Source organism: Gordonia sp. UCD-TK1, from assembly GCF_001691435.1.
In the GTDB taxonomy this organism is placed as follows: Bacteria; Actinomycetota; Actinomycetes; order Mycobacteriales; family Mycobacteriaceae; genus Gordonia; species Gordonia hongkongensis.
The window spans coordinates 17,345-38,650 of the sequence record NZ_LZMP01000021.1; the positions used below are offsets into that span (position 1 = coordinate 17,345).

General features: G+C 67.4%; 26 protein-coding genes. All 26 read left to right on the forward strand.

What is annotated here, in order from left to right:
• The 26 genes from A9310_RS12935 (at position 1) to A9310_RS13060 (ending at position 21,306) form a co-directional block, all read left to right on the forward strand.
• Positions 1–1,650 carry a hypothetical protein gene (locus A9310_RS12935; protein ID WP_065630966.1) on the forward strand — a complete coding sequence of 550 codons (1,650 nt, stop codon included), beginning with the start codon at positions 1–3 and terminating at the stop codon, positions 1,648–1,650.
• Between the two features lie 19 nt (positions 1,651–1,669).
• Positions 1,670–3,073 (forward strand): DUF935 family protein, encoded by a 1,404-nt coding sequence (locus A9310_RS12940; protein ID WP_254661250.1) that lies wholly within the window; start codon positions 1,670–1,672, stop codon positions 3,071–3,073.
• Positions 3,070–4,536 (forward strand): phage protease, encoded by a 1,467-nt coding sequence (locus A9310_RS12945; RefSeq protein ID WP_254661251.1) that lies wholly within the window; start codon positions 3,070–3,072, stop codon positions 4,534–4,536. The genes A9310_RS12940 and A9310_RS12945 overlap by 4 nt, the downstream gene beginning before the upstream one ends.
• A 3-nt stretch (positions 4,537–4,539) precedes the next feature.
• The gene (locus A9310_RS12950) at positions 4,540–4,914 is read left to right on the forward strand and encodes a capsid cement protein (RefSeq protein ID WP_065630967.1); all 375 of its coding nucleotides are present in this window, start codon (positions 4,540–4,542) and stop codon (positions 4,912–4,914) included.
• A gap of 13 nt (positions 4,915–4,927) precedes the next feature.
• Complete coding sequence (locus A9310_RS12955; protein ID WP_065630968.1) at positions 4,928–5,836, forward strand: major capsid protein; 909 nt, start codon at positions 4,928–4,930, stop codon at positions 5,834–5,836.
• Entirely contained in the window at positions 5,836–6,369 is a 534-nt protein-coding gene (locus A9310_RS12960; protein WP_065630969.1) for a hypothetical protein, read from the forward strand. The genes A9310_RS12955 and A9310_RS12960 overlap by 1 nt, the downstream gene beginning before the upstream one ends.
• Complete coding sequence (locus tag A9310_RS12965; protein WP_065630970.1) at positions 6,366–6,773, forward strand: hypothetical protein; 408 nt, start codon at positions 6,366–6,368, stop codon at positions 6,771–6,773. Before A9310_RS12960 ends, A9310_RS12965 begins: the two co-directional genes overlap by 4 nt.
• Positions 6,760–7,083 carry a hypothetical protein gene (locus tag A9310_RS12970; protein WP_065630971.1) on the forward strand — a complete coding sequence of 108 codons (324 nt, stop codon included), beginning with the start codon at positions 6,760–6,762 and terminating at the stop codon, positions 7,081–7,083. Before A9310_RS12965 ends, A9310_RS12970 begins: the two co-directional genes overlap by 14 nt.
• Before the next feature lie 77 nt (positions 7,084–7,160).
• The gene (locus tag A9310_RS12975) at positions 7,161–7,367 is read left to right on the forward strand and encodes a hypothetical protein (RefSeq protein WP_254661252.1); all 207 of its coding nucleotides are present in this window, start codon (positions 7,161–7,163) and stop codon (positions 7,365–7,367) included.
• Positions 7,364–7,780: a hypothetical protein gene (locus tag A9310_RS12980; protein WP_065630972.1), complete on the forward strand. Its 417-nt coding sequence runs from the start codon at positions 7,364–7,366 to the stop codon at positions 7,778–7,780. The genes A9310_RS12975 and A9310_RS12980 overlap by 4 nt, the downstream gene beginning before the upstream one ends.
• Positions 7,781–7,864: 84 nt before the next feature.
• Positions 7,865–8,410 (forward strand): hypothetical protein, encoded by a 546-nt coding sequence (locus A9310_RS12985; protein WP_065630973.1) that lies wholly within the window; start codon positions 7,865–7,867, stop codon positions 8,408–8,410.
• Positions 8,407–8,634 (forward strand): hypothetical protein, encoded by a 228-nt coding sequence (locus tag A9310_RS12990; RefSeq protein WP_065630974.1) that lies wholly within the window; start codon positions 8,407–8,409, stop codon positions 8,632–8,634. Before A9310_RS12985 ends, A9310_RS12990 begins: the two co-directional genes overlap by 4 nt.
• A gap of 103 nt (positions 8,635–8,737) precedes the next feature.
• The gene (locus A9310_RS12995; protein ID WP_065630975.1) at positions 8,738–8,980 is read left to right on the forward strand and encodes a hypothetical protein; all 243 of its coding nucleotides are present in this window, start codon (positions 8,738–8,740) and stop codon (positions 8,978–8,980) included.
• Entirely contained in the window at positions 8,977–9,192 is a 216-nt protein-coding gene (locus A9310_RS13000) for a hypothetical protein (protein ID WP_065630976.1), read from the forward strand. The genes A9310_RS12995 and A9310_RS13000 overlap by 4 nt, the downstream gene beginning before the upstream one ends.
• Positions 9,192–9,521 (forward strand): hypothetical protein, encoded by a 330-nt coding sequence (locus A9310_RS13005; protein ID WP_065630977.1) that lies wholly within the window; start codon positions 9,192–9,194, stop codon positions 9,519–9,521. The genes A9310_RS13000 and A9310_RS13005 overlap by 1 nt, the downstream gene beginning before the upstream one ends.
• Positions 9,505–10,083 carry a hypothetical protein gene (locus tag A9310_RS13010; protein ID WP_065630978.1) on the forward strand — a complete coding sequence of 193 codons (579 nt, stop codon included), beginning with the start codon at positions 9,505–9,507 and terminating at the stop codon, positions 10,081–10,083. The genes A9310_RS13005 and A9310_RS13010 overlap by 17 nt, the downstream gene beginning before the upstream one ends.
• A gap of 53 nt (positions 10,084–10,136) precedes the next feature.
• Positions 10,137–10,493: a hypothetical protein gene (locus tag A9310_RS13015; RefSeq protein ID WP_139104617.1), complete on the forward strand. Its 357-nt coding sequence runs from the start codon at positions 10,137–10,139 to the stop codon at positions 10,491–10,493.
• Positions 10,494–10,561: 68 nt separating this feature from the next.
• Entirely contained in the window at positions 10,562–15,604 is a 5,043-nt protein-coding gene (locus A9310_RS13020) for a hypothetical protein (protein WP_139104618.1), read from the forward strand.
• Positions 15,605–16,447, forward strand: coding sequence for a hypothetical protein (locus A9310_RS13025; protein WP_065630981.1), 843 nt, complete (start codon positions 15,605–15,607; stop codon positions 16,445–16,447).
• Positions 16,444–18,066 (forward strand): hypothetical protein, encoded by a 1,623-nt coding sequence (locus tag A9310_RS13030; RefSeq protein ID WP_139104619.1) that lies wholly within the window; start codon positions 16,444–16,446, stop codon positions 18,064–18,066. Before A9310_RS13025 ends, A9310_RS13030 begins: the two co-directional genes overlap by 4 nt.
• A complete protein-coding gene (locus A9310_RS13035) occupies positions 18,066–18,476 on the forward strand; it encodes a hypothetical protein (protein ID WP_065630983.1) in 411 nt (136 codons plus the stop codon). The genes A9310_RS13030 and A9310_RS13035 overlap by 1 nt, the downstream gene beginning before the upstream one ends.
• Before the next feature lie 91 nt (positions 18,477–18,567).
• Positions 18,568–19,272, forward strand: a complete 705-nt coding sequence (locus A9310_RS13040) for a M15 family metallopeptidase (protein ID WP_065630984.1) — start codon at positions 18,568–18,570, stop codon at positions 19,270–19,272.
• Positions 19,272–20,183, forward strand: coding sequence for a hypothetical protein (locus tag A9310_RS13045; RefSeq protein WP_065630985.1), 912 nt, complete (start codon positions 19,272–19,274; stop codon positions 20,181–20,183). The genes A9310_RS13040 and A9310_RS13045 overlap by 1 nt, the downstream gene beginning before the upstream one ends.
• Before the next feature lies 1 nt (position 20,184).
• On the forward strand, positions 20,185–20,562 hold the full coding sequence (locus A9310_RS13050) for a hypothetical protein (protein ID WP_065630986.1): 378 nt from the start codon (positions 20,185–20,187) through the stop codon (positions 20,560–20,562).
• Positions 20,563–20,623: 61 nt separating this feature from the next.
• On the forward strand, positions 20,624–20,851 hold the full coding sequence (locus A9310_RS13055; protein ID WP_065630987.1) for a hypothetical protein: 228 nt from the start codon (positions 20,624–20,626) through the stop codon (positions 20,849–20,851).
• Positions 20,848–21,306: a hypothetical protein gene (locus A9310_RS13060; RefSeq protein WP_065630988.1), complete on the forward strand. Its 459-nt coding sequence runs from the start codon at positions 20,848–20,850 to the stop codon at positions 21,304–21,306. The genes A9310_RS13055 and A9310_RS13060 overlap by 4 nt, the downstream gene beginning before the upstream one ends.

Below are 21,306 nucleotides of genomic sequence, written 5' to 3' on the forward strand. Positions count from 1 at the left end.
GTGACGGTGCTGGCCGAACGACCGGCTGATGTCGAGCTGACGGCCGAGGAGCTGATCGCTCAGCTGCCCGAGGCCGGCGACTACCCGGACTGGCCGACTCTCACCGGCCGCCAGGAGCCCGCGCACCACTCGGCGTTCCCCGGTGACGAGACCCGCGGACAGAAAGCCGAACTCCTGGGCACGCGGATCGGCCTGCGGCTGATGCCGTGGCAGCGCGACACTCTCAACGAGTGGCTGCGCACCCGCCCGAACGGCGGCTGGACCCACCCGTCGTGCTGCCTGATCGTCCCGCGGCAGTCCGGCAAGTCCGAGTTGCTGATGCTGCGCTGCCTCTACGGTCTGTTCGCGCGCGGCGAGAAGATCGTGTTTACCACGCAACGCTGGGAAACCGCGCTCGAGTTGGGCGAGCGCATGATCGCGATGATCGACGACCGTCCCTCGCTCAAACGGCGGCTGGCGACGAAGCCGACGAAGTCTCAGGGCCGGGTGGTCATCAAGACCAAGCCGAAACTGCGCCCTGACGGCTCGGTCCTGGTGCCGGCAGCCAAGATCGCGTTCGCGCCTCGCTCCAACGACGCCGGCCGCGGCTTCACCAAGGTCGATCTCATCGTCTACGACGAGGCGTACAACCTGACCAGCGGGCAGCGCGCGGCGCTCGCGTGGACGCAGATGGCCGCGGACTCAACGCAGAAGATCTACACCTCTAGCGCGGTCGACGAGATCGAGCACAAGAAGGGTCACGCGCTCGCCGGTATCCGCCGCCGCGGCCTGGGCAAGGGCCGCGGACTGGCGTTCCGCGAGTACATGGCTCCGGCGGCGTTGAAGTGGGACACGTTCGAGGCCGCTCGGTACGCGTGCCCGAGTTACGGCGTCATCCAGACCGACGACAAGATCACCGAGGCGCTCGACGAGGTGACGTCGCTGAAAGATCAGCGCGACTACGAGACCGAGGGCCTCGGCCGCGGGCACTGGCCCAAAGATCCCGACAAGTCCAGCTCCGTCATCCCCAGGAACACCTGGAACGACCAGATCGCACCGCCCACCATGGTGCTGCACGGCTCGATCGTGCTGGCCGTGGACCGCGCGTACGGCGGCGACCGCGAGTGGGCGATCGTCGCCGCGCAGCGGGCGCTCAACGGACGAATCCACCTCGACGTCGGGTGGTGCGGGTCGACCGACCGCAATGCGCAGATGGTCGGGATGCTGCAGAAGTGCATCGACATGTGGGATCCGGTCGCGCTGGTCATCGACAGCAAGTCGCCGGCCGCGGTCCTCAAGCCGCTGCTGATCTCGGCCGGCATCGAGCCCGTCATGACGAACACTCCGCAGATGGCCATCGCCTGTCGTGGGTTCCTCGACGACGCAACCGATGAGCAGCTCTATCACCCCGGACAGACCTGGTTGACCCGCGCCGCGCTGGGCGCCACGCAGCGCGTCATGCCGCAGGGCGACTTCGCATGGGGCCGTGACAGTGCGGCCATCGCACCGCTGGTCGGCGCGACACTCGCCCGCTGGGGACTGCTCGAGTTCGAGATCGACGGCGCCGGCACATTGCCGGAACTCCCCGCCGACGCGCTCACGACCGAAGCGATCGACGAACCGATGTGGACGCCTGACGACGATTTCGACGCCCTCGAGGCGGCGTTCTGACCATGGATGGGAGGTGCCCGTGACTGAACCGCTGACGACAACGCACGATGAGGGCGCGTTGCCTTCTGTCGAGGTCGGCTACGTCAATCCGAACGGTCGGGATTGGCAGCAGTGGGACGACGGAGAGCGGATCTCCACTCTTCAGTGGCCGCAGTCGGTGGACATCTACTACCGGATGCCCCGCGAGGACGGCCGCGTCACCTCGTTGCTGCAGGCGATCACACTTCCCGTGCGCCGCACCGGCTGGTATCTCGATCCCAACGGCGCGCGGGACGAGGTTGTCGAGCACGTCGCCCAGGACTTGAATCTGCCGATCCTCGGCGCCGACCCGGCTGCGTCGACCACTTCGGCGCAGCGACGCCCGCGCGCGCGTTTCTCCTGGGCGCAGCACCTTCAGATGGCCCTGCTGCAACTGCAGTACGGACACTCCTACTTCGAGCAGGTCTACCGGGTGGTCGGCGAGGGCGCAGCCAAGCGGTACCGCCTGCGTAAGCTCGCCCCCCGACCTCAGCGCACCATCTCGAAGATCTACGTCGAGCGCGACGGCGGGCTGCGGTCGATCGTGCAGAACCCGCCCGCATTCGACGGACGAACCGTCTACGCCCCGACCGGCATCGAGATCCCTGTGCACAAGCTCGTCGCATACGTGCGCGATCCCGAACCCGGCAACTGGGTGGGGACGTCGATCCTGCGACCCGCCTACAAGCACTGGATCCTCAAAGACGACACCCTCAAGGCCCAGAGCGGCGGCATTCGCCGCAACTCGATGGGCGTGCCGGTGGTCACCTGCGCGAAAGACGATCCCAAGCAGGTCGCCCGCGCGCAGGAGATCGCCTCGAGCTTCCGCGCCGGCAACCACGCCGGTGTCGGACTTCCCCCGGGATGGACCCTGGAACTCAAGGGCGTGTCGGGCAACCTTCCCGACCCGCAGCGCGCGATCGAGTACAACGACAAGCAGATTGCGCTGGCCGGGCTCGCCCACTTCCTCAACCTCGACCGCGGCGGCAGCTACGCGCTCGCCTCGGTGCAGGCCGACACCTTCGTCCAGTCCGAGCAGACCCTCGCCGAATCCGTCTGCGAGACGGCCAATCACCACATCGTCTGGGACATCGTCGATCTGAACTGGGGCGAGGACGAGCCCGCCCCCAAGATCGTGTTCGACGAGATCGGCAGCCGTCAGGACGCGACCGCGGCCGCGCTGAAGATGCTCGTCGAGGCGGGCCTCCTGTCGCCGGATGTGTTCGTGGAGCGCAAGGTCCGGCAGAACCTCGGCCTGCCCATCCCCTCCTCCGACGACGAGGCCCGCGACGAGGACCCTGACGTCCCCGCGCCCGCGGGCGTGACCTCCACTCCCCCTGCACCGGTCGCCGCTGAGCGCGGCCGACGCCTGCGCGCCCATCCCAATCAAGGTGAACTGTTTTGACCACTCCCGTCATTGAGGTTCCGACGCCGCTGCCGCTGTCGCGGCTGCCTCAGGTCGAGTTGATGAAGACCGGCACCTGGCGAGCATCCACGGGCCTGCACACCTTCACCACCGAAGACCTCACGAACGCCGTTGCCGCGCTGGACTGCCCGGCTGTCCGGCGCCCGATCCTCAAGCTCGGCCACACCGACCCGCGGTTCGACGGTGAACCGGCCGTCGGCTGGCTGGCGAACATGGCCACCGCCGACGACGGACACACCCTGGTCGCCGATTTCGTCGGAATGCCCGGCTGGCTCGGTCCGATCCTGGCCTCGGCGTTCCCTGACCGCTCGATCGAGGGCGAATGGCACCACCAGTGCGCTCTGCGACACGATCACGGGTTCGTTCTGACTGGTCTTGCGCTGCTTGGCGTCTCACACCCGGCGATCGGCACCCTCGCCAGCCTCCAGGACGTCGCCACCCTCTACGGCGTCGACGTCGCCGCCTCATCCAGCGATGCCGGGACACCGTTCACCGTCGAATTGAAGGGACAACCCATGAGCAACCCTCTTCAGGTGGTTGCCGCCAGCGTCACCACCGAAGATGTGCGCCGCGCGTACTACGACGACGCGCCGTGGTCGTACTGGATCGAGGAGTTCTCCCTCGATCCGATGCAGCTAATCGTCGTCGACGACGACTCCGGCGACCGGATGCGCGTCCCGGTGGTCGTCGCCCCGGACGGCGACGGCGCCGACGGCGTCACCTTCGGCACACCGGTGAAAGTCGCTGTGCGCTACGAGGACGTCACCGCGCCGACAGCCGCCCCCGCGCCGGCCCCGGACGGCGAGACCGCCGCCGCGTCGGCCCCCACAGTCATTCGGTACGCCTCGCGCGCCGAATCTCGCCCAGACCGCCCGGTCTCGGCGTCCACCACTCCCGCCGCTGCTGCGGACGGGGCAACCACAGAAGGAGGTTCGGGCGTGGAGATCACGAACGAACAGCTGGCCGCCCTCCGCACTGCTCTCGGGCTTGCGGACGACGCCGACCTCGACGCGATCATCGCCGCGGTCGAGGCCCTCGCCACCACGGCCGAGGAGGCCGCCGCAACCGCCGGTACGTCGCAGGTCGCCGCCGCCGCTGCGGCCGACAGCGTCGTGTCGATCGACCGCGAGGCGTTCGCGACGCTGCAGCGCGAGGCGTCTCTCGGCCGCGAGGCCCACGAGCGTCAGCAGCGCGAAGACCGCGAGCGCGTCGTCGACGCGGCGATCGACGCCGGGAAGATCCCGCCGGGCCGCCGCGAGCATTGGCTCACCCTCATGAGCCGGGACGAGGAAGGAACTCGTCAGACCCTCGCGTCCATCCCGGCCGAGACCGTGGTCTCGCTGTCGGAGACGGGCCACAACGTGGCGCCCGAGGGCACCGACAACAACGACAACCTGGGCTGGTTCGACTCCGCGCCGACCGCCCCGAACAAGGAGGGCTGACCCATGGCCAACGAGAACGTCGCGGTTTACGAACCCGGCCAGGACATTTCGGGCCGCTGCTCGGCAGCGGTGACCGGCAAGCGGTTCCTCAAGATCTCCGGGAACCGCGCGGCCGGCAACGTCGCCGTCGCGCACGCTGATGCCGGCGGCCGCGTCTGCGGCGTGTCCGGCCGCGACGCCGCCAGCGGCGAGCTGGTGCGGGTCATGCGCGGATCGGGTCGAGTCGTCTTCGTGACGGCCGGCGCGGCTTTGGCCGCGTTCCAGGAGGTCGAGGTCGGGGCGAACGGCGTGGCCGTCGTCAAGGCATCGGGTGTGGCTGTCGGCTACGCCGTCACCGCAGCAACCAACGGCGGCGACGCCGAGATCAACCTGTACTGAAGGGAGTACACCCATGCCGAATCCGGCTCCGGTGGCGTACCCGCTCGGCGCGCCCACCATCAGCAACAACCAGCTCACCGTCGACACTGCGCTCAAGCAGCCCGGCCGCATCACCAAGCGGCTCGCCGACCTGACGCTGCAGAAATTCATCGTCGACAAGATCTTCGCGTCCTCGGGCGCGTCGGTCGCCGCCGGTGCGGTCATCTACGACCAGCTCACCGCGAACGAGCTCTACCTCTCGCGCGACGTCGAGGAACGGGCGCCGGCCACCGAGTACCCGGTGATCACCAGCGACCGGACCGAACCGAAGGTCGCGAAGTCCGAGGACTGGGGCGGTAAGTTCTGGATCTCCGACGAGGCGGTCAAGCGCAACGACAAGGTGCACTTCGACAATCAGGTCACCCAGCTCGCGAACACCATCGTGCGCAAGGTCAATTCGCGGGCGGTCTCCACCCTCGAGGCGGCGATCGCCACGGTCGGTGGCGCCGCAGTGGTCCCGGGCCATGACTGGTCGGACGTGACCCTCACCGGCACGTCTCCGACGCCGAACAACGAGCGCCCGTTCGCCGACTTCGCTGCCGTGCAGCTCGCCGCCGACAAGGAAGAACTCGGCGTCGAGTACAACCTGTGGATCCTCAATCCGCAGGAGAAGCACAACCTGCGGGTCGCCTACGGACCCGACATCGACGAGATCCTCCGCGAGGCCGAAATCGAGATCTTCGCATCGAACCGCGTCACCGCGGGCGAAGGCTACGCGGTCGCGACTCGCCAGGTCGGATTCCTCGACTACGAAGAGGGTCTGTCCAGCGAGACCTGGCGCGAGCAGAAGACACGCCGCAACTGGGTGCAGTCGTGGGTGAAGCCGATCATGGGCATCACCAACCCGTACAGCATCAAGAAGGTCACGGGGCTGGCAGGCTGATGGCAAAGAAGACGATCCGCGTCGCGACGTGGGAGTACCGCGACAAGGCCAAGAAGCGGCGCCGCGCCTACTACGGCGACGTCGTGGATCTGCCCGCGGCCGAGGTCAAACGCGGCGAAGCTGCGGGGGTGTTCGGGGCGTTCGATGCTGTCGCCGACGAACAGCCCGCGGTGCCCGCGGTGCCCGACCCGGCGACCGGCGACGAGCCGAAGGGCACGTTGCCGGCGGTCCCGGAATCTGGTGATTCGGGTGACTCCGACGGCGACGATCTCGCGGGCCTGGGCGACGGCGACAACGTCGACGGCCAGGACACCAGCACCGATGCCGATCCCGCGAGTGGCGACGGTGCAACTGAGCCGGACGCTGCGACCGCCGCAGCCCAGGCCGCTGCCGCGGTTGGGGCTACCAAGATCGCGCGGCCGAAGAACACCGCGCCGATCGAGGACCTGGTCGACTACGCGGAGTCCATCGGGATCAATCGCGCCGAGGCGGCAGCCATGGAACGCGCCGACCTGATCAAGGCGCTGTCATGAGCGCGGGTGAGGGTGCGCCTCCGGCCTTCGTGTCGGTGACCGATCTGGTCAGTGTGTGGCGCGCCCTCACCCAAGCTCAGCGGACCTACGCCGCCGATCTCCTCGACGCTGCCGGGGAGAAGATCCGCGACGAGTACCGCCAGGCCTTCGGCACCGAGATCGACCAGTCGAACCCGGCGGCGCGCACCGTGTCGATCGAGATGGTCAAGACCGCCATTCAGACCGGCGCCTACGTCGGTCACATCCAGTACGGACGCCTCGAGGGGCCGCGGCAGAAGTCCGGCACCCTCGCCAATCCTGGCGGCGCGCTGGTGTTCACCGACTACCACCGCGAGCAGCTCGGCATCCCGACCCGCGCACTCGCGCAGGCCTACTTCGACGACTGCTCTGATGCTCGGTTCTGAGACCGTCGTCCTCACCGGCGAGGTGCGCCGCGACTCCGACAACAACCCCGTCCCGGGGTCCGGATCGCTGACCGTTGATGGCTGTCTGGTCGAGACCATGTCGGTCTCGGAAACCGCCGAGTCGGACAGGGATTCACGGGTCACCGTCATCCGCGTGTTCCTGCCGATCACCGACGGTGTGGACGGCCGGACAGCGGTCACCGTGCGCGGCCGCACCTACCGAGTGGACGCCGATCCCGAGCCGTACATCGACGACGACGACCCCGAACTGTCCGGGTACGTCCTCACCGCCCGACGCGCAAAGGGGTGATCCCGTTGGCTCGCAGTGGTTTCCGAATCGACCGCAGAGGCGTCCGAGAGATCCTGAACCGCGCCGAGACTGCCGAAGTGGTAAACGAAGTCGCCGAGCAGATCGCGAACAACGTCCGCGGCCTCGTCGACGACGACGTGGAAGTGCTCGTGGAGGCCTACCAGACCGACCGCACCGCCGCCGCCGTCACGATCGCCGATCCCCGCGGCATGGAGTACCAGGCCACCAACGGCGCACTCACCCGCGCGGCCGCGGCTGTGGGCCTCGAGGTCACCTCGCGGTGACTTCCCCGCAGGTGTACGAGCCCAGCGATGCGCTCAAGCCGGTGAAGGCCTTCCTGATCGCCGAGTTCGCCGCGGCCGGCGCCCCGTTCGACACGGTGCGCGTGGCACTGAACGAAGACGACTGGGAGCCCGGCGCCACCGACGGCCCACAGCTGGTGCTCTACGACGACGGCGGCCCACTCGAGTGGCCGATCACCTCGCGCGTAACAGTGCGTGTAACGGTGTGGTCCACCGGCCGCGACCTGTCCCGCACGATCGCCAAGCGCGCGGTCGGATTGCTGCTATGCAAGCCAATCCCCGGTGTCGCCCAAGTCCTTCCGGGCATGAGCATCATGGACGCCCGGGATTCCAAGACGCTCGCCGAACTGGCGACGTTCACCGTGCGCACCCGCGTACGCACCACCGCCCTGTAGCAGGGCTCTAGTCCACCACCCCTCTCCCTGTGGGTGGAGCCGCACAGAACTGTCCAACCCACAACCCGAGAGGGGTTTATCGCCATGGCTGGTGATCCGAACAACGTCCATATCTGGGCCGAGGCCGACGTGCTGGTCCTCAAGCCCTCCGACATCGCGACCGGCGAGACGATCGAAGACATGGTGCCGGCGACCGCCGACGCCGCGTTCGACGCGCTGTGGAAGCCCGCCGGGCTCCTCAACGGCGACGCCGGTTTCGAGGAGTCCGCCGAGTGGGACGAGACCGAGCACCCGGCGTGGGGCTACGGCGTCATCAAGGTCGGCTACAAGGACTTCAAGATGACCCGCACGTTCACCACGCTCGAGGAGAACCCGACGGTGCGGTACCTGCGATCGAAGAACGACACCGCCACTGCGGTCAAGGTGTCCAAGCCCGCCGATGTCTACCTGGCGTTCGAGAAGCGTGACGGCGACGGCAAGCTCCACCGCCTGATCTCGAAGATGCCGGCGTCGGTGGTCTACGGGGGCCGGACCGAGAACGAGTCGGACCTGCCGGAGATCGAGTTCACGTCGAAGATCTTCCCGAACTCCGACAAGGAGCTGTTCTTCATCCAGGAGTCGGCGGCGTGATCGCGGTCCGGTTCACCTCCGATCACGAGCCTCGACGGGAGGGCGACGTCGTGCGTTACGACGACGCGTCGGCCGCCCACCTGGTCGAGGCCGGTGTCGCCGAGTACGTCGACGACACCGTGGCCGCGCGGCCGGAACCGGCCCGGGCCCTGGGGGTCGAGGTCGAACACACCCCCACCGGCGCCGATGCGCCACAAACTGCCAGCGCCAGCGACGGCGACTGAGCATCGATCGTCGCCGCGGCCGGGTTCTTGTGCGGTGCCCGGCCGCGGCGGCTCCCCCACCCGCACAACTCACCGCACAAGCCGCACAAGGAGTGACCTTCGCATGCCCGAACAGACCAAGACCGACCTCGACGCACCGCACGTCGTCATCGACCGCCGCGACCAGAAGCTCTACCTCGACGGCGTCGAGTTCCCCTACCTGATCGACGAACGCGGGCCCGAGGTCGAAAACATCGCTGACGCCAACAGCTTCCCGATCGTGCTGATACCGGTCATCGCCTCCGACGTCCGAGTCATCCCCGTCCAGGAAGGCCAGCCCGCAGCCCGCCGCGAGGCCTCCGAATGAAGCTCATCGGTATCAACGATCCGAGCGGCACGCGAATCTACATCAACCCCATGCAGATCACGCTCATGCGCCGCGTCGTGCTGCCGGACCACGCCCCGGCGCTGGAAATCAACCTCGGCGTGCAGTCGGTGACGGCCCCGGGCGTAGACCTCGAGGAGTTCGCGGCTGCGGTCAACAGAGAACTCAACGACGACACCGCGGGCGGCCGCTGATGCGCCTCCCCAGTGACACCGAGATCCACTCCGCGGCTGATCGTCTGACGCGCCAGGGCGTGCCCGACCTGTTCGACGCCAACGGCCAAGTTCGGCATGACAAACGCGCGCAGGTCGCGAAGGCAATCCAGATGGCGGGCAACGAGACCCGCCTCGAGCAGGTGGCGGCGACGAACGCCAAGAAGTTCGCTGCGCGCGTGCGCCAACTACAAGATGCCCTCCACGAGGAGGGCGTCATTGGTGAATCGTCCGCCCGGGTCCTCGGCGCTGTCGCGGCGCCGCTCTGGCGGGAGCTGAAGGAGAAAACCGCACATGACACGAAACGCTGACGAGATCAGCATCGACGACTACGACGCCGGCGACTACGACGACGGGCCGCAGGAGTACGACCCGCGCCGGGCCGATCATCGCCGCAACCAGGACGCGCCCGCCGACCTCGAGCCGATCAACTCCGGTGGTTACGACGAGCCGGCGATCGAACTGCCCGATCCCGGGCCGAAGCGCAGCGGCACGCAGCGTGCAGGGAACAGAGCGCAGCGCCGTGCCGCGGCCCGCGAGCACGAACCGTCGGACGACTTCCCGATCGAGCGCGAGGCGAACGGCATCACCGTCGTGGCTGTGCCGTACGACGGCGAGATCTACTGGGTGCCGACCGATCCCGCCGAGTGGGACGCGCGAGCCACCCGAGCGTTCGAGGACGGCAAGGCGATCACCGCGCTCCAGTACATCCTCGAGCCGGGTGAGCCCACAGGCGTCCCGGGTGAGCGTGGGTACAAGCCAGGCAAGCCCGGCTACGAGCTGCTGATGTCGAAGAACTACCGGATGAAGCAGATCAACGAACTGTTCGAGTTGATTGCCACGGCGGGCGGGTTCGACTCGGCGGGAAACTGAGGGGCCTGCTCAATCTCGTCCGGGGCCCGAAGTCGGGTCTGGTGGAAGCGGACATGTCGCGCTTTCACCAGCTCGATCTTCGGGACCTGTGGCGGCGTGACGAGCAGGGACGCCCCCGACTGACATACCGGATGGTGTACGTCCGGGTGAAGGCCCTACCGGCGACCTCGGCGCTGGCGATCAACGCCAACGGCGGCAAGCGACCGTGGACGGTCTCCGAGTATCTGCTCGCGGATCTGTGGGAGCTGCAGGCCAATCGCGGGATCAAGCGCGGCGCGAGGCCGAAACGGCATCCGGCCCGGCCCGCGCAGAAGGCGAAGGCCAGGACCCCCGAGCAGCAACGCCGCCACGATCAGGCGATGCGGCGGCACCGGCGCAAGTACCAGCAGCACTACCGCCACCAGAGCTGATCGCCGCACGCGCGTTCGGCACCCCTTCACTCATCTGATCTGTCGAGGAGGTGCCGATCTTGCCGAACGTGGGATACGCAACGCTGCAGCTCATTCCCTCCATGCAGGGCACGTCTGCGCGGATGGGCCGCGAGTTGTCTGGGCCGATGGCGCAGGCGGGCCGTGCGGCGGGTCGGCAGATGGGTCAGGCCATCGCTTCCGGGGTGTCGGACGCGCGCGCGGCGGTGCAGAAGGCCGCGCAGCAGGTGACCGCGGCCCGCAACAAGGAGGCCGACGCTGCCGGCAAGCTGCGGGTGGCTGAGGCTCAGCTCCAGTCGTTGCGGGAACGGGGTGTCACCGACGCTGGACGTCTCGCCGCGGCCGAGGAGCGGGTGAGCTCTGCCCGTCGACGGTCAGAGGCGTCGACCCGGGAAACCCAGCGCGCCACCAACAATCTGACCGAGTCGAACCGTCGCGCCGCCGAGGCGCAGCGGCGCGGTGCGTCGTCGGCGGACGAGGCAGGGCGGTCGATGGGCCGCATGGGGTCGGCGGCGCGCTCGGCGCGGGGCCATGTCGCCGGTCTGGCGGGTCTGATGGCCGCCGGGTTCGGTGTCGCGCAGATCGCGGGGTTCGTCAAGGAATCGGTGACATCGCTGCAGCGCATCGAGCGCATCAACCAGCAGACCGCGACCGTGGTGCAGTCCACCGGCGGCGCTGCGCGGGTGTCGGCGCAGCACGTGATCGATCTCGCTGGCGCGATGGAGAATTTGACCGCCACCGAGGCCGAGACTGTGCAGGAGGGCGCCAACTTCCTCCTCACGTTCAAGAACATCCGCAACGAGGCCGGCCGCGGCAACGACATCTTCGACCAGACCACCAAGGCGATGGTCGATCTGTCGCGCGCGACCGGCACGGACATGCGTTCGGCGTCGTTGCAGCTCGGCAAAGCGCTCAACGACCCGGTGAAGGGCCTCTCAGCGCTGTCGCGGGTCGGCATCACGTTCGACAAGTCCCAGCAGGACATGATCAAGGGCATGGTCGCCGCGGGCGACACGATGGGCGCCCAGAAGATCATTCTGCGGGAACTGAATTCGCAGTTTGGTGGGTCGGCCGAGAACTTCGCGCAGACCACGCAGGGCCGTGTGGAGCTCGCCAAGCACGCGATCGGAACGTTCGGTGAGACCATCACCCAGTCGGTGCTGCCGATCATCGGCCGGTTCGCCACCGTGGCTGCGAACGCGCTCAACGGTCTGGCCACCAACTGGCCTACCATCCTGCAGCGCGTCAAGGGGTTCTTCGCCCCTATCGTCCCGGTGTTCAACGAGATCAGCGGCGGGTTCCGCGCGTTCGTCGCCGCGTTCCGCGACGGCGGTGACGACGTCACCTCGTCCGGGCTCGCCGGGTTCCTCGAGGGACTCGGCGTCCACGCCCGGAACTCCTTCGACATCTTCACCACCTACGTGGTCCCCGCGCTGAAGACGGCCGGTGGGGTCATTCGCGACGTCGGAGCCGTCGTGCTGCCGGTGCTCCTCACCGCGCTCACGAAGGTGGTCACGGTCGCCGGCACCGTGTCGGGCGCGATCGGCAACATGATCGGCTTCGTGGTGCGCAACCGGGAGGTGTTCGCCGCGGTCGCGGGTGTGATTGCGGCGCTGTTCCTTCCGGCACTGATCACGATGGGCGTGACGATGGCCGCCAACGCCGCGACGATGGGCGTGATGGCGGTCGGTATGACCGCGTACAGCATCGCGCAGAAGGCGATCGCGATTGGCACTCGCGTGTGGGCCGCGGCTCAGTGGGTTCTCAACGCCGCGCTCACGGCGAACCCGATCGGCATCGTCATCGCCGTCATCGCGGCGCTCGTCGCCGGAATCATTCTCGCCTACAGGAACTCTGAGACGTTCCGCAACATCGTGCAGGCCGCATGGAACGGCATCAAGACGGCCGTCGGCGCAGTGTGGAACTGGCTGTCCACCACAGTGTTCCCGTTCTTCAAGGCAGCACTGTCGGCGATCGGCACCGCCGCAATGTGGTTGTGGAACAACGCAATCATGCCCGCGTTCAACGGCATAAAGGCCGTCATCGGCTTCGTGTGGGGCGGTATCAAGTTCTACTTCGACGCCTTCATGGCGACGATGCGCCTCATCGGGTCGGTGGTCGCCTGGTTGTGGAACAACGCGATCGTCCCGGCGTTCAACGGCATCAAGGCTGCCGCCCAGTTCATGTGGACGGGTATCTCGGTCATCTTCGGCTGGTTCAAGGCTGGGATCGGCGCCGTCGGGCAGATCGTGGGCGCCGTCGTCGACACGGTGATCAAACCGGCGTGGAATGCGGTGAAGACTGCCGCGGACTTCATGTGGGGTGGCATCAAGCAGATCTTCGACTGGATCAAATCCGGGTGGAATCTGCTCGCGACCGGCATCCGGACGGTCGTCGACACGATCATCAAGCCGGCGTTCGAGGGCATCAAAACGGCGCTGCGCGCGGTGGGCGATTTCTTCGGCACCGTCGTCGACGGCATCAAGACCGCGTGGGACAAGCTGAAGGGTTTCGTCGCCACGCCAATCAACTTCGTGATCAACACGGTCTGGAACAACGGCCTGCTCAAGGCGTGGAACACGATCGCGGGGTTCCTGCCCGGGCTCAAGCAGATGAGCCCGCTGTCGCCGGTCGCGTTCGCCGAGGGCGGGTCGGTGCCGATGACGCGCGGCGCGCGCCGCGGTAAGGACTCGGTCAGCGCGCTCCTCATGCCCGAGGAGCACGTGTGGGACGTCCGGGACGTGGCGAAGTCGGGCGGGCAGGGCGCCCAGTACCGCATGCGCGACATGATCAGTCGCGGCCAGCCGTTCACGTGGACACCTAACGGCCTGGCCGCACCGTCTGAGGGTGGCCCGTTGGCGCGGTTCGCTGAGGGCGGCGCTGTGGAGGCTGGGCAGAAGCTCGCACCGGTCGCCGGTGAGGGCGGTCTGCAGTCGATCGCCGTGCTGATGCGCCGCCTGATCTTCAAGATGTGGCCGAAGATCAAGGACATCGGCGGCTACCGGCAGGACGCCTACCCTGAGCATCCGTCGGGCCGAGCGCTGGACGTGATGGTCGGCTCCGACAAGAAGACCGGCGACCAGGTGAATGCGTTCGCGCACGCGAACAATCCCAAGTTCCCACTGACGCACTCCATCTGGCAGCAGTCGATGTGGTACCCGCCGAACATGCGCCGTGAGCCCATGGAGGATCGGGGCAGCCCCACTCAGAACCACATGGACCACCCGCACCTGTGGTGGCAGCCGCAGAACGTTGACCCCAACGTCGTGCCCGAGGGCCTGGTGACGTCCGGGTTCGGCGGGCCGTCTGAGGCCGACATGATGAACATCATCAAGCGGAAGATCACCGAGATCATCGATAAGGCGTTGCAGCCGATCAAGGATGGCATCGCCGCGGTGATCGGCTCGCCGCCGCCGGAGTGGCTGGGGATCCCGCCCAAGGCCCTCGACATCACCAAGACGAAGGCGATCGAGACAGCGTTCGATCTGGCCGGCAAGCTCGGCGAGAAGCTGCAGGGCGCCTATGACGCGGCCAAGAAGGTCACCTCCACCATCACCAACGCGGTGACCGCGCCGGGGCGCTGGGTCGGTGGCCTGTTCCGCGACCAGGGCGGGTTCCTGCCCACCGGCAAGTCGGTGGTCACCAACGAGACCGGCAAGCCCGAGGCCGTGCTGAACTGGCAGCAGCTCGCGCGCATCAAGGAACTGATGGCCAACGGCGTCTCGCTGGCCCAGGCCGCCACCGAGGTCGGGGTGAGCCCCGATGCGGCGCAGAAGGCGCTCGATACCAACGCCGCCGGGGGCGGCGACGCGTTGAGCCGCAAGCAGGAACGCGAGCGTAGCGAACTCGACATCCAGCGCAAGCACAAGGATGCCCTCGACAAGCTCCGCGACGAGTACGAGCGCAACAAGAAGGCGCCCGGGGCCAAGGACGACTACGAGAACAAGAAGCGGGCTCTGGAGCGTGCGTATGAAGATGACCGGCTGAAGCGCAAGCAGGACTACGAAACCCGCGAGGCCGGACTCAAGGAGCAGGAGAAGCAGAAGGCCGGCACCGCTGGCTCTGGCGATCCCTCAGCGTCGGGCGAGGAGCAGAAGCCCGGGCGGATGAAGTCGTTCGTCGAGCTCGGCCGCGACGCGGGCGGAATCATCGCCGGCGGTATCGCCGAGACGCTCGGCTTGCCGACGTGGTTGACCGATCCGGCGTCGGCGCTGCAGGGCGACGACGGGTCGAATGTCCGGGTCACCGATTCGGGGGCGGCCGCGGGGAACTCGGCGATCACCGGCAACTCCGGGGGCAGCTACAGCGACCCGACCTATGGCGATGGGTCGACCGTCACGCCGGGTCAGGCGCCGCTGTCGAAGATGCCCGACCTCGGCAGCGTGGAGGGGATGCCCAGCATCTCCTACAACCCGTCCGGCGGCGCCGAGCAGTGGCGGCCGCTGGCGCAGTGGGCCATCGACTACGTCAATCAGTCGATGAAGGGTCCCGCCCAGCTGCAGGCGATGGTCGAGCAGATCGGTGACGAGTCAGGCGGTAACCCGAAGGCGCAGAACAACTACGACATCAACGCCCAGAACGGTGTCCCGTCGGGTGGTCTGCTGCAGGTCATCGAACCCACCTTCCAAGCGAACCGGGATCCGAAGCTACCCAACGACAAGTTCCATCCGGGCGCGAACCTCGTTGCGGCGCTGCGCTACTACGTGCCGAAGTACGGCAAGGACCTGACGGCGCGGTGGGGTAAGGGCAAGGGCGGCTACAAGTTCGGCGGATACACCGGCAACCTCGGCGTCAACCAGCTCGCCGGGTTTGTCCACGGCCAGGAGTTCGTCACCAGCGCTGGCCCCACACGCAAGAACATCCATCTGCTCGAGCTGATCCAGTCCGGCGCCGACGTCGAGTCGGCCCTGATCGGCGGCTACGAGCAGTGGGGTTCGGTCGCCGACCGGGCGCCACGGCAGCTGGCCGCCGCGGGCAGCGGGTCGCGCACGACGAACATCACCGTCTTCGGCAACACCGCCGGCGACATCGCCAACGAGATCGGCCGCAAGGAGTGGCGCGGTTCCGGCGGCTACGGATCGAGAGAGCGCTAAGTGGATTACCCCCGCAAGGTGGAGCTGTACGGCGTCGACAAGTCGGTGTGGCACCTCCACGGCCGCGGCATGGGCCGTGAGGGCGTCGTCATGTCCGGGGTGAAGGGCCTCTACCACCCAATCCGCGTGCAGCGGGACCTCCGTCCGGCGTTCATGGCCGGCGCGGTGCCCGGCATCCCGAAGACCGACCCACAGGTCACCGATCTGAAGGTGTTCAGCTCGGCCCCGACCGGGATCGAGTGGGAGCGCGTGGAGAACGCGTGGTGGCGGGCGCTGTCGGATGAGGAGGACTTCACTCTGCGCGTGTACAACCGTGCGGCGACGGCCTATCGGGAGTGCCCGTACCGGGTGCAGACGTGGCCCGAGGACGACATGGACTCCGAGCCGGAGGAGGACTGGCCGTGGGCGATCCCGCTGATCGCCTACCGGCCGGGGTGGCGCGGGCCGACGATCACCTCGCAGTGGCCGGCCAACGGTGTGCCCGCCACCGGGTCGGGGACGTTGAAGTTCGTCAATCCTGGCGACCTCGACGTCTGGGTGCAGGTGTCCCTGACGAACACTGGCACCCAGAAATGGACGGTGCCTGACGGTATCGGTGGGGCGACGGTGGCGTTGGAGCAGTTCTCGGCCGGTGTCGGGAATCTGTTCATCAACACCGACCCGTTCGCGTTGCAGCTCGAGTCACACGTGGAGTCACAGATCGCGGCGTCTCTGCTGGGCATGCGGTTCCGGTTCCCGATCCCGGCGAACACGAGGAAGCCCGTCACGGTGCCGATCTCGGTGACCGGCGGTGCGGGTGTGGCGAAGGCCTACATCACGCCGATGTGGAAGCGGCCCTGGTGACCACACCGGCGGTCATCTCCCTCGACGACACCCGGGCGACCGTGCTGGATCGTCAGTCGCGGCAGCGCGCCGCGTTGGCGAAGCGGCCCGAGGTGATCATCTGCGACAAGGAGTGGCAGAAGATCGCCTACATCCAGGGCGAACTGGATGGTGACGCGGAGGAGATCGCCAACGACTCCGGTGAGGCTGAGATCACCCTGCCCGCCATCCATCGTCTGGTGCCGTGGCTGCTCACCAAGCAGCGGTGGCCCGAAGACGTCCACATCATCATCGAGACCCCGTACAAACGGTGGGCCGGCAAGTGCGACGACATCAAGCGGATCGTCGCGTCTGGGCAGATGGTGGCGGTCCGGCTGCACTTCCTCCACGACTACGACCGCACGAAACACACGGTTCTGTTCGCCGTCCCGGCGAGCCCGGCCGAGTTTCAGCCGTTGAAGGCGATGCCGTGGGTCGGCCCGTCGGTGACCGGTGTCAACACCTACGGCCTGACGAACATGTGGCGCAACCAGTCGCCGTTGAACATGCTGCCCGGAGACATCCTCAACCCGGGCAACTGGTCGAACTATCTGCCCGAAAACTGGTGGACCACCATGGTTCCGAACAATCCGCTGACCGACGGGTCGCGGTGGACGGCGATGACCGCCCGGTTCCCGATGATGCACGACCACGTGCTGCCCACCCTGCAGGACGGCGGGCTGCATCTGTCGGTGCAACGGTGGATGCCCGGCGACCCGCCCATCCCGGGACTCAATCTGTCGGGCGATCACTCGGTGCGGGTGTTCAAGACACTAGACAAGTCCGGATACCGCGGATTCACAGGCACATTCGTCGACGGCATCCTCAACACCATCGGTGTGATCGCCGAGGACTTCATCAACGAGATCCGCCACGAGCTCTCTCGGACGGTTCCCGAGGACTACAAACTGCCGGCCATCTTCGGCACGCACAAAGCGGCGCCGTTCATCACGATCCCCGAGGGGCATCTGACGCCGCTGACGTCGTCGACGATGACGCTGCACAAGGCCCTCGCCTACGCCATGGTGACCGGCGGAAAGAGTCCCCAGTGGGTGAACTCGCTGGCGAAACTGGCCGCGAACGCCGCCCTGGGGTACCTCGGCGCGGCGATCGGCAACCCCGGCCTGGCGTTGGGCATCTTCGACTTCCTCCTCGAGGACACAATCCTCGCGTTCCACCGGATCCCCAACCCGGTGCGGGCCTCGCTGATGGGTCCGGACGCCAACTGGGAGCAGTGGGTGCAGGGCCCGGGCGTCGGCGCGACTCTGTCGACGCTGCAGGCGGTGCGAGTCGGGTTCTGGGACACCCGCTACTACACCTCGTATGAGGCCGAGGTCGATCCGGCGGCGTTGCCGTGGATTCTCGGCAAGCACTTCGACCTGATGGACCGGATCGCGTTCGAGATCGCCGGTCAGCTCTACATCGACCACGTCACCAAGTGGGGAATCTCGTGGAGCGCCACCGACCCCGTCAAATACCGGCTCACCATCGGCGACGGGCGCGCCGAGGAAGCGCCGGCCGCGAAGATGCAGCGCTACAAGGAACGAATCATGGCGGTCATCCAGCAGCAGGGCGTGCTGGGTGAGGGAGGAACGATCTGATGGAGCACATCCAGCGCGTCGGCGACGACGTCCCCACCTACACGGTGCCGTACGTGCCCGAAGACCGGAAACGCCACCGGTGGGAAGACCTGTTCATGGACATCCCGATGAAGATGGAACGCGGCCTCGACGGACTGTACGCCGCCGCGGCCGGACCGTTGCTGTTGCCGCACACCGCCGCCCGGATCGCCGAACACGTCGAGCTGTGCGGGTTCGATGACCCGGATATGTCGGCAGCGAAGATCCGGCGCGTCGATCTGCCGCGAGGCGCCTACCGCTGGCAGGACATCACGGTCCCGGTCCCCGACGTCGACCCGGTCGACAAGGTCCACACCGTCGCCAACGCCGCGCTCACGCCAGCCGAACGCGCCGATCTGATCGCGCGCCTGCAGAACGACCTCACCCCGTAGGCGCTGTCACTCTCCCCAAAGTCCCATCAAAGTCCCAACCCTGCACTCGAGCTCACAGGTGCGGGGATCTCACCATGCCAGGAGGCACCCGATGAGTTTTCGTACGGCCTACGGCTACAAGTACTCGGAGAACGGTTGGCGAATGTGCAACCGCGACGAGTGCGTCACGGTCACCGTCGCCGGGATGGGCCTGCACGTCCGCTCCGGCTACGCCGCCGAGGTGCTCGGCGCGTGGGTTCGCTGGTACCACGAGCACGTCGAGCGCATCGACCTGTACAAGCCGCTCGACGACTGGGGGTGGTCGAACACCAACGACGTCGCGACGTCGAATCACCTGTCGGGCACTGCCGTCGACCTCAACGCCACCCAGTACCCGTGGGGCCGGCGCGTGATGCCGGCCGACCGCATCGCGAAGGTGCGCCGCGGCCTCGCACTGTTCGAGGGCACCATCTTCTGGGGCGCCGACTGGTCACGGGCCGACGAGATGCACTACCAGCTTGGCGCCGGTACCGCCTCCGGTGACGGCGCATCCGGCAAGCTCATCGACTTCGTGCAGCGCCGGATCAAGGACGGCCGGATCGCCGACTCGGTCGGCACCGCCGCTCTGGACGTCGGACGCGTCAACGCGTTCACCCAGGGATTCATGGGGCCGATCGGCTCCGACATCAAGGACTCGCGCGAGCAGCTGTGCGGCTCCGGCTCCCGGGACCGCGGCGAGTTCGACGGCTGGCCACAGCTCGGCCTGGACACGTTCACCGACGGCCTCGCCGCAGTCCTCGAGCAGGTGACGCGCTGATGGGCACCTTCTGGGCCGACGTCTCCCAGTTCCAGCGGCCGGTCACCGACGAGTACCCGCACCGGGTGTTCTCGTTCCGCACCAACAGCGGCGACCAGGCCGACACCCGCGCCGCGGACAACTTGTCCTGGGCACTGAATGCGCTCGAGCGCGGCGACCTCGACATCGTCATCCCGTACTACTTCTTTCGCCCGGGCGCCGCGAACTGCGACCTGTGGCGCAAGATCGTCACGCGCGGCGGCCAGATCGATCCGCGCATTGTGTGCATGGTCGACGTGGAATCCGGCAACGGCTCATCGCAGGGATCGATCCCCAACCGGGATCACTCGGCAGAGATCAACGACGAGATCGCCCGCGTTCGTGGCTGGTTGGGCGGATCTCGGGTGATCGGCTACTACAACCCGAAAGCCGATCCGGCGCTGTGGCGCTCGCGCGGGAACGTGCCGCTGGTCGTGCCGCACTACGGCATCCGCCCGGGCGAGTCCTACGCCTACCCGAATCGGTTCGCGCACCAGTACTCCGACCGCGTGCCGTGCGCTCCGTTCGGGCCGTGCGACGCCAACTACACCGACCTGTCCATCCCACAACTCAAGACTCTCTTCGGAATTGGAGGCACCACCATGGCCACAGACGTCGACAAGATCAACGAGTTCACCCGGGCGTTCAACGCGGCGATCGGCTCGGACGCGAAGGACGTTCGCGAGCAGCTCGTCGGTGCCCGCGACCTCGTCTACAAGACCGTCGACGGCAAGAAGGTCGTCGACATCGAGAAGTCGTTCCCCGGCTGGCCGCAGCTTGGGAACCGCACCGTCGTCGACGCTCTCGCCGCGATCGGCACCGCGCTCGGCATCCCCGGCTTTCACGACCCACTCGGCGTCGTGAAGAACCCCACCGACAGCAAGGAGAACTGACATGACCGCAATCCGAGTGTGGTTCGATACCCCGAACCGCCGCGCCTACGTCCACACCGTCGTGCTCGCCGTGTTCGGCGTCATCACCGTCTCCACGGGGGCCGATCCCGCCCTCGGGGTCCTGATCGCCGCCGCAGCGGTCGCGGTATTCGACCTCGGGCTGGCGCTGCTCCATTCGTCGGCGAAGTGGCGCACGCTGCTGTACGGGGTGGTAATCGCGTTGCAGCCCATCGGGGTCGCGTTCGCTATCGGGACGTCTGAGCAGTGGGCGTCCGGTCTGGTGCTGCTGTCGGCGATCCTCGGTGTCGGCCTGGCCGCGGCCAAGACCCCGGTCCCCGCCGAGTTCGGCACCACGCCCGCCGGCGGACCGGCCACGTAGGTCCCGATGCCCCGCTCATCTGTCATCCGCCCATCGATGGGCGGGGTAGAAAGGTGCGCCCGTGACAGACCCTCAACCCGATCCGCCGTCGCGCGGGCTTCCACCGTCTTGGCTCGTCAACACCGTCGCGGTGGTCATCCTCGTCGCGTGGATCGCGAGCCTGGTCATCCGCATCATCGACCCCACGCGGACCCTTCCGCCCGTCGTGGACGCTCTGATGCTGATGGTCGCGGGCTTCCTCTTCGCAGGCAACCTCAAAGACCGATTCACCGGGGGGAATAGCCAATGACTCCAACAGAACTCTTTCTCGAGCTGGTGCGAGCGGTCGGCTACGGGACGATCGGCGTCGTGATCGGCCTGGCCTTCACCTGGCGCCGTGCCACCGTGCACGGCGTCGAGGTGCGGGTGCCGACCGCCCGCCCGGACAAGCCGGTGTGGAAGCGCATTATCGGTGCACTGCTGGTGATCGTGGCGGTGCTGAGCATGACCCAGAGCGCTGTGTTCACTGCCCGCCAGAGCAACTGCAACGCCGAGTTCCGTCGGGTGATCCAGGAGCGGTCCGACGCGTCGCTCGAGCAGTCGGAGCTGTGGTCGCGGTTGGAGCGCGAGCTGGCCGCGATCGGACCGGCCATCACTTTCGACAAGCAATCTCAGATCGTCGCGGCACGTGAGCGGTACGTGCGTGACTTCGACCGGCTGACCGCGCAGCGGCGCGCCAACCCTTATCCGGATCCGAGGTGCTGA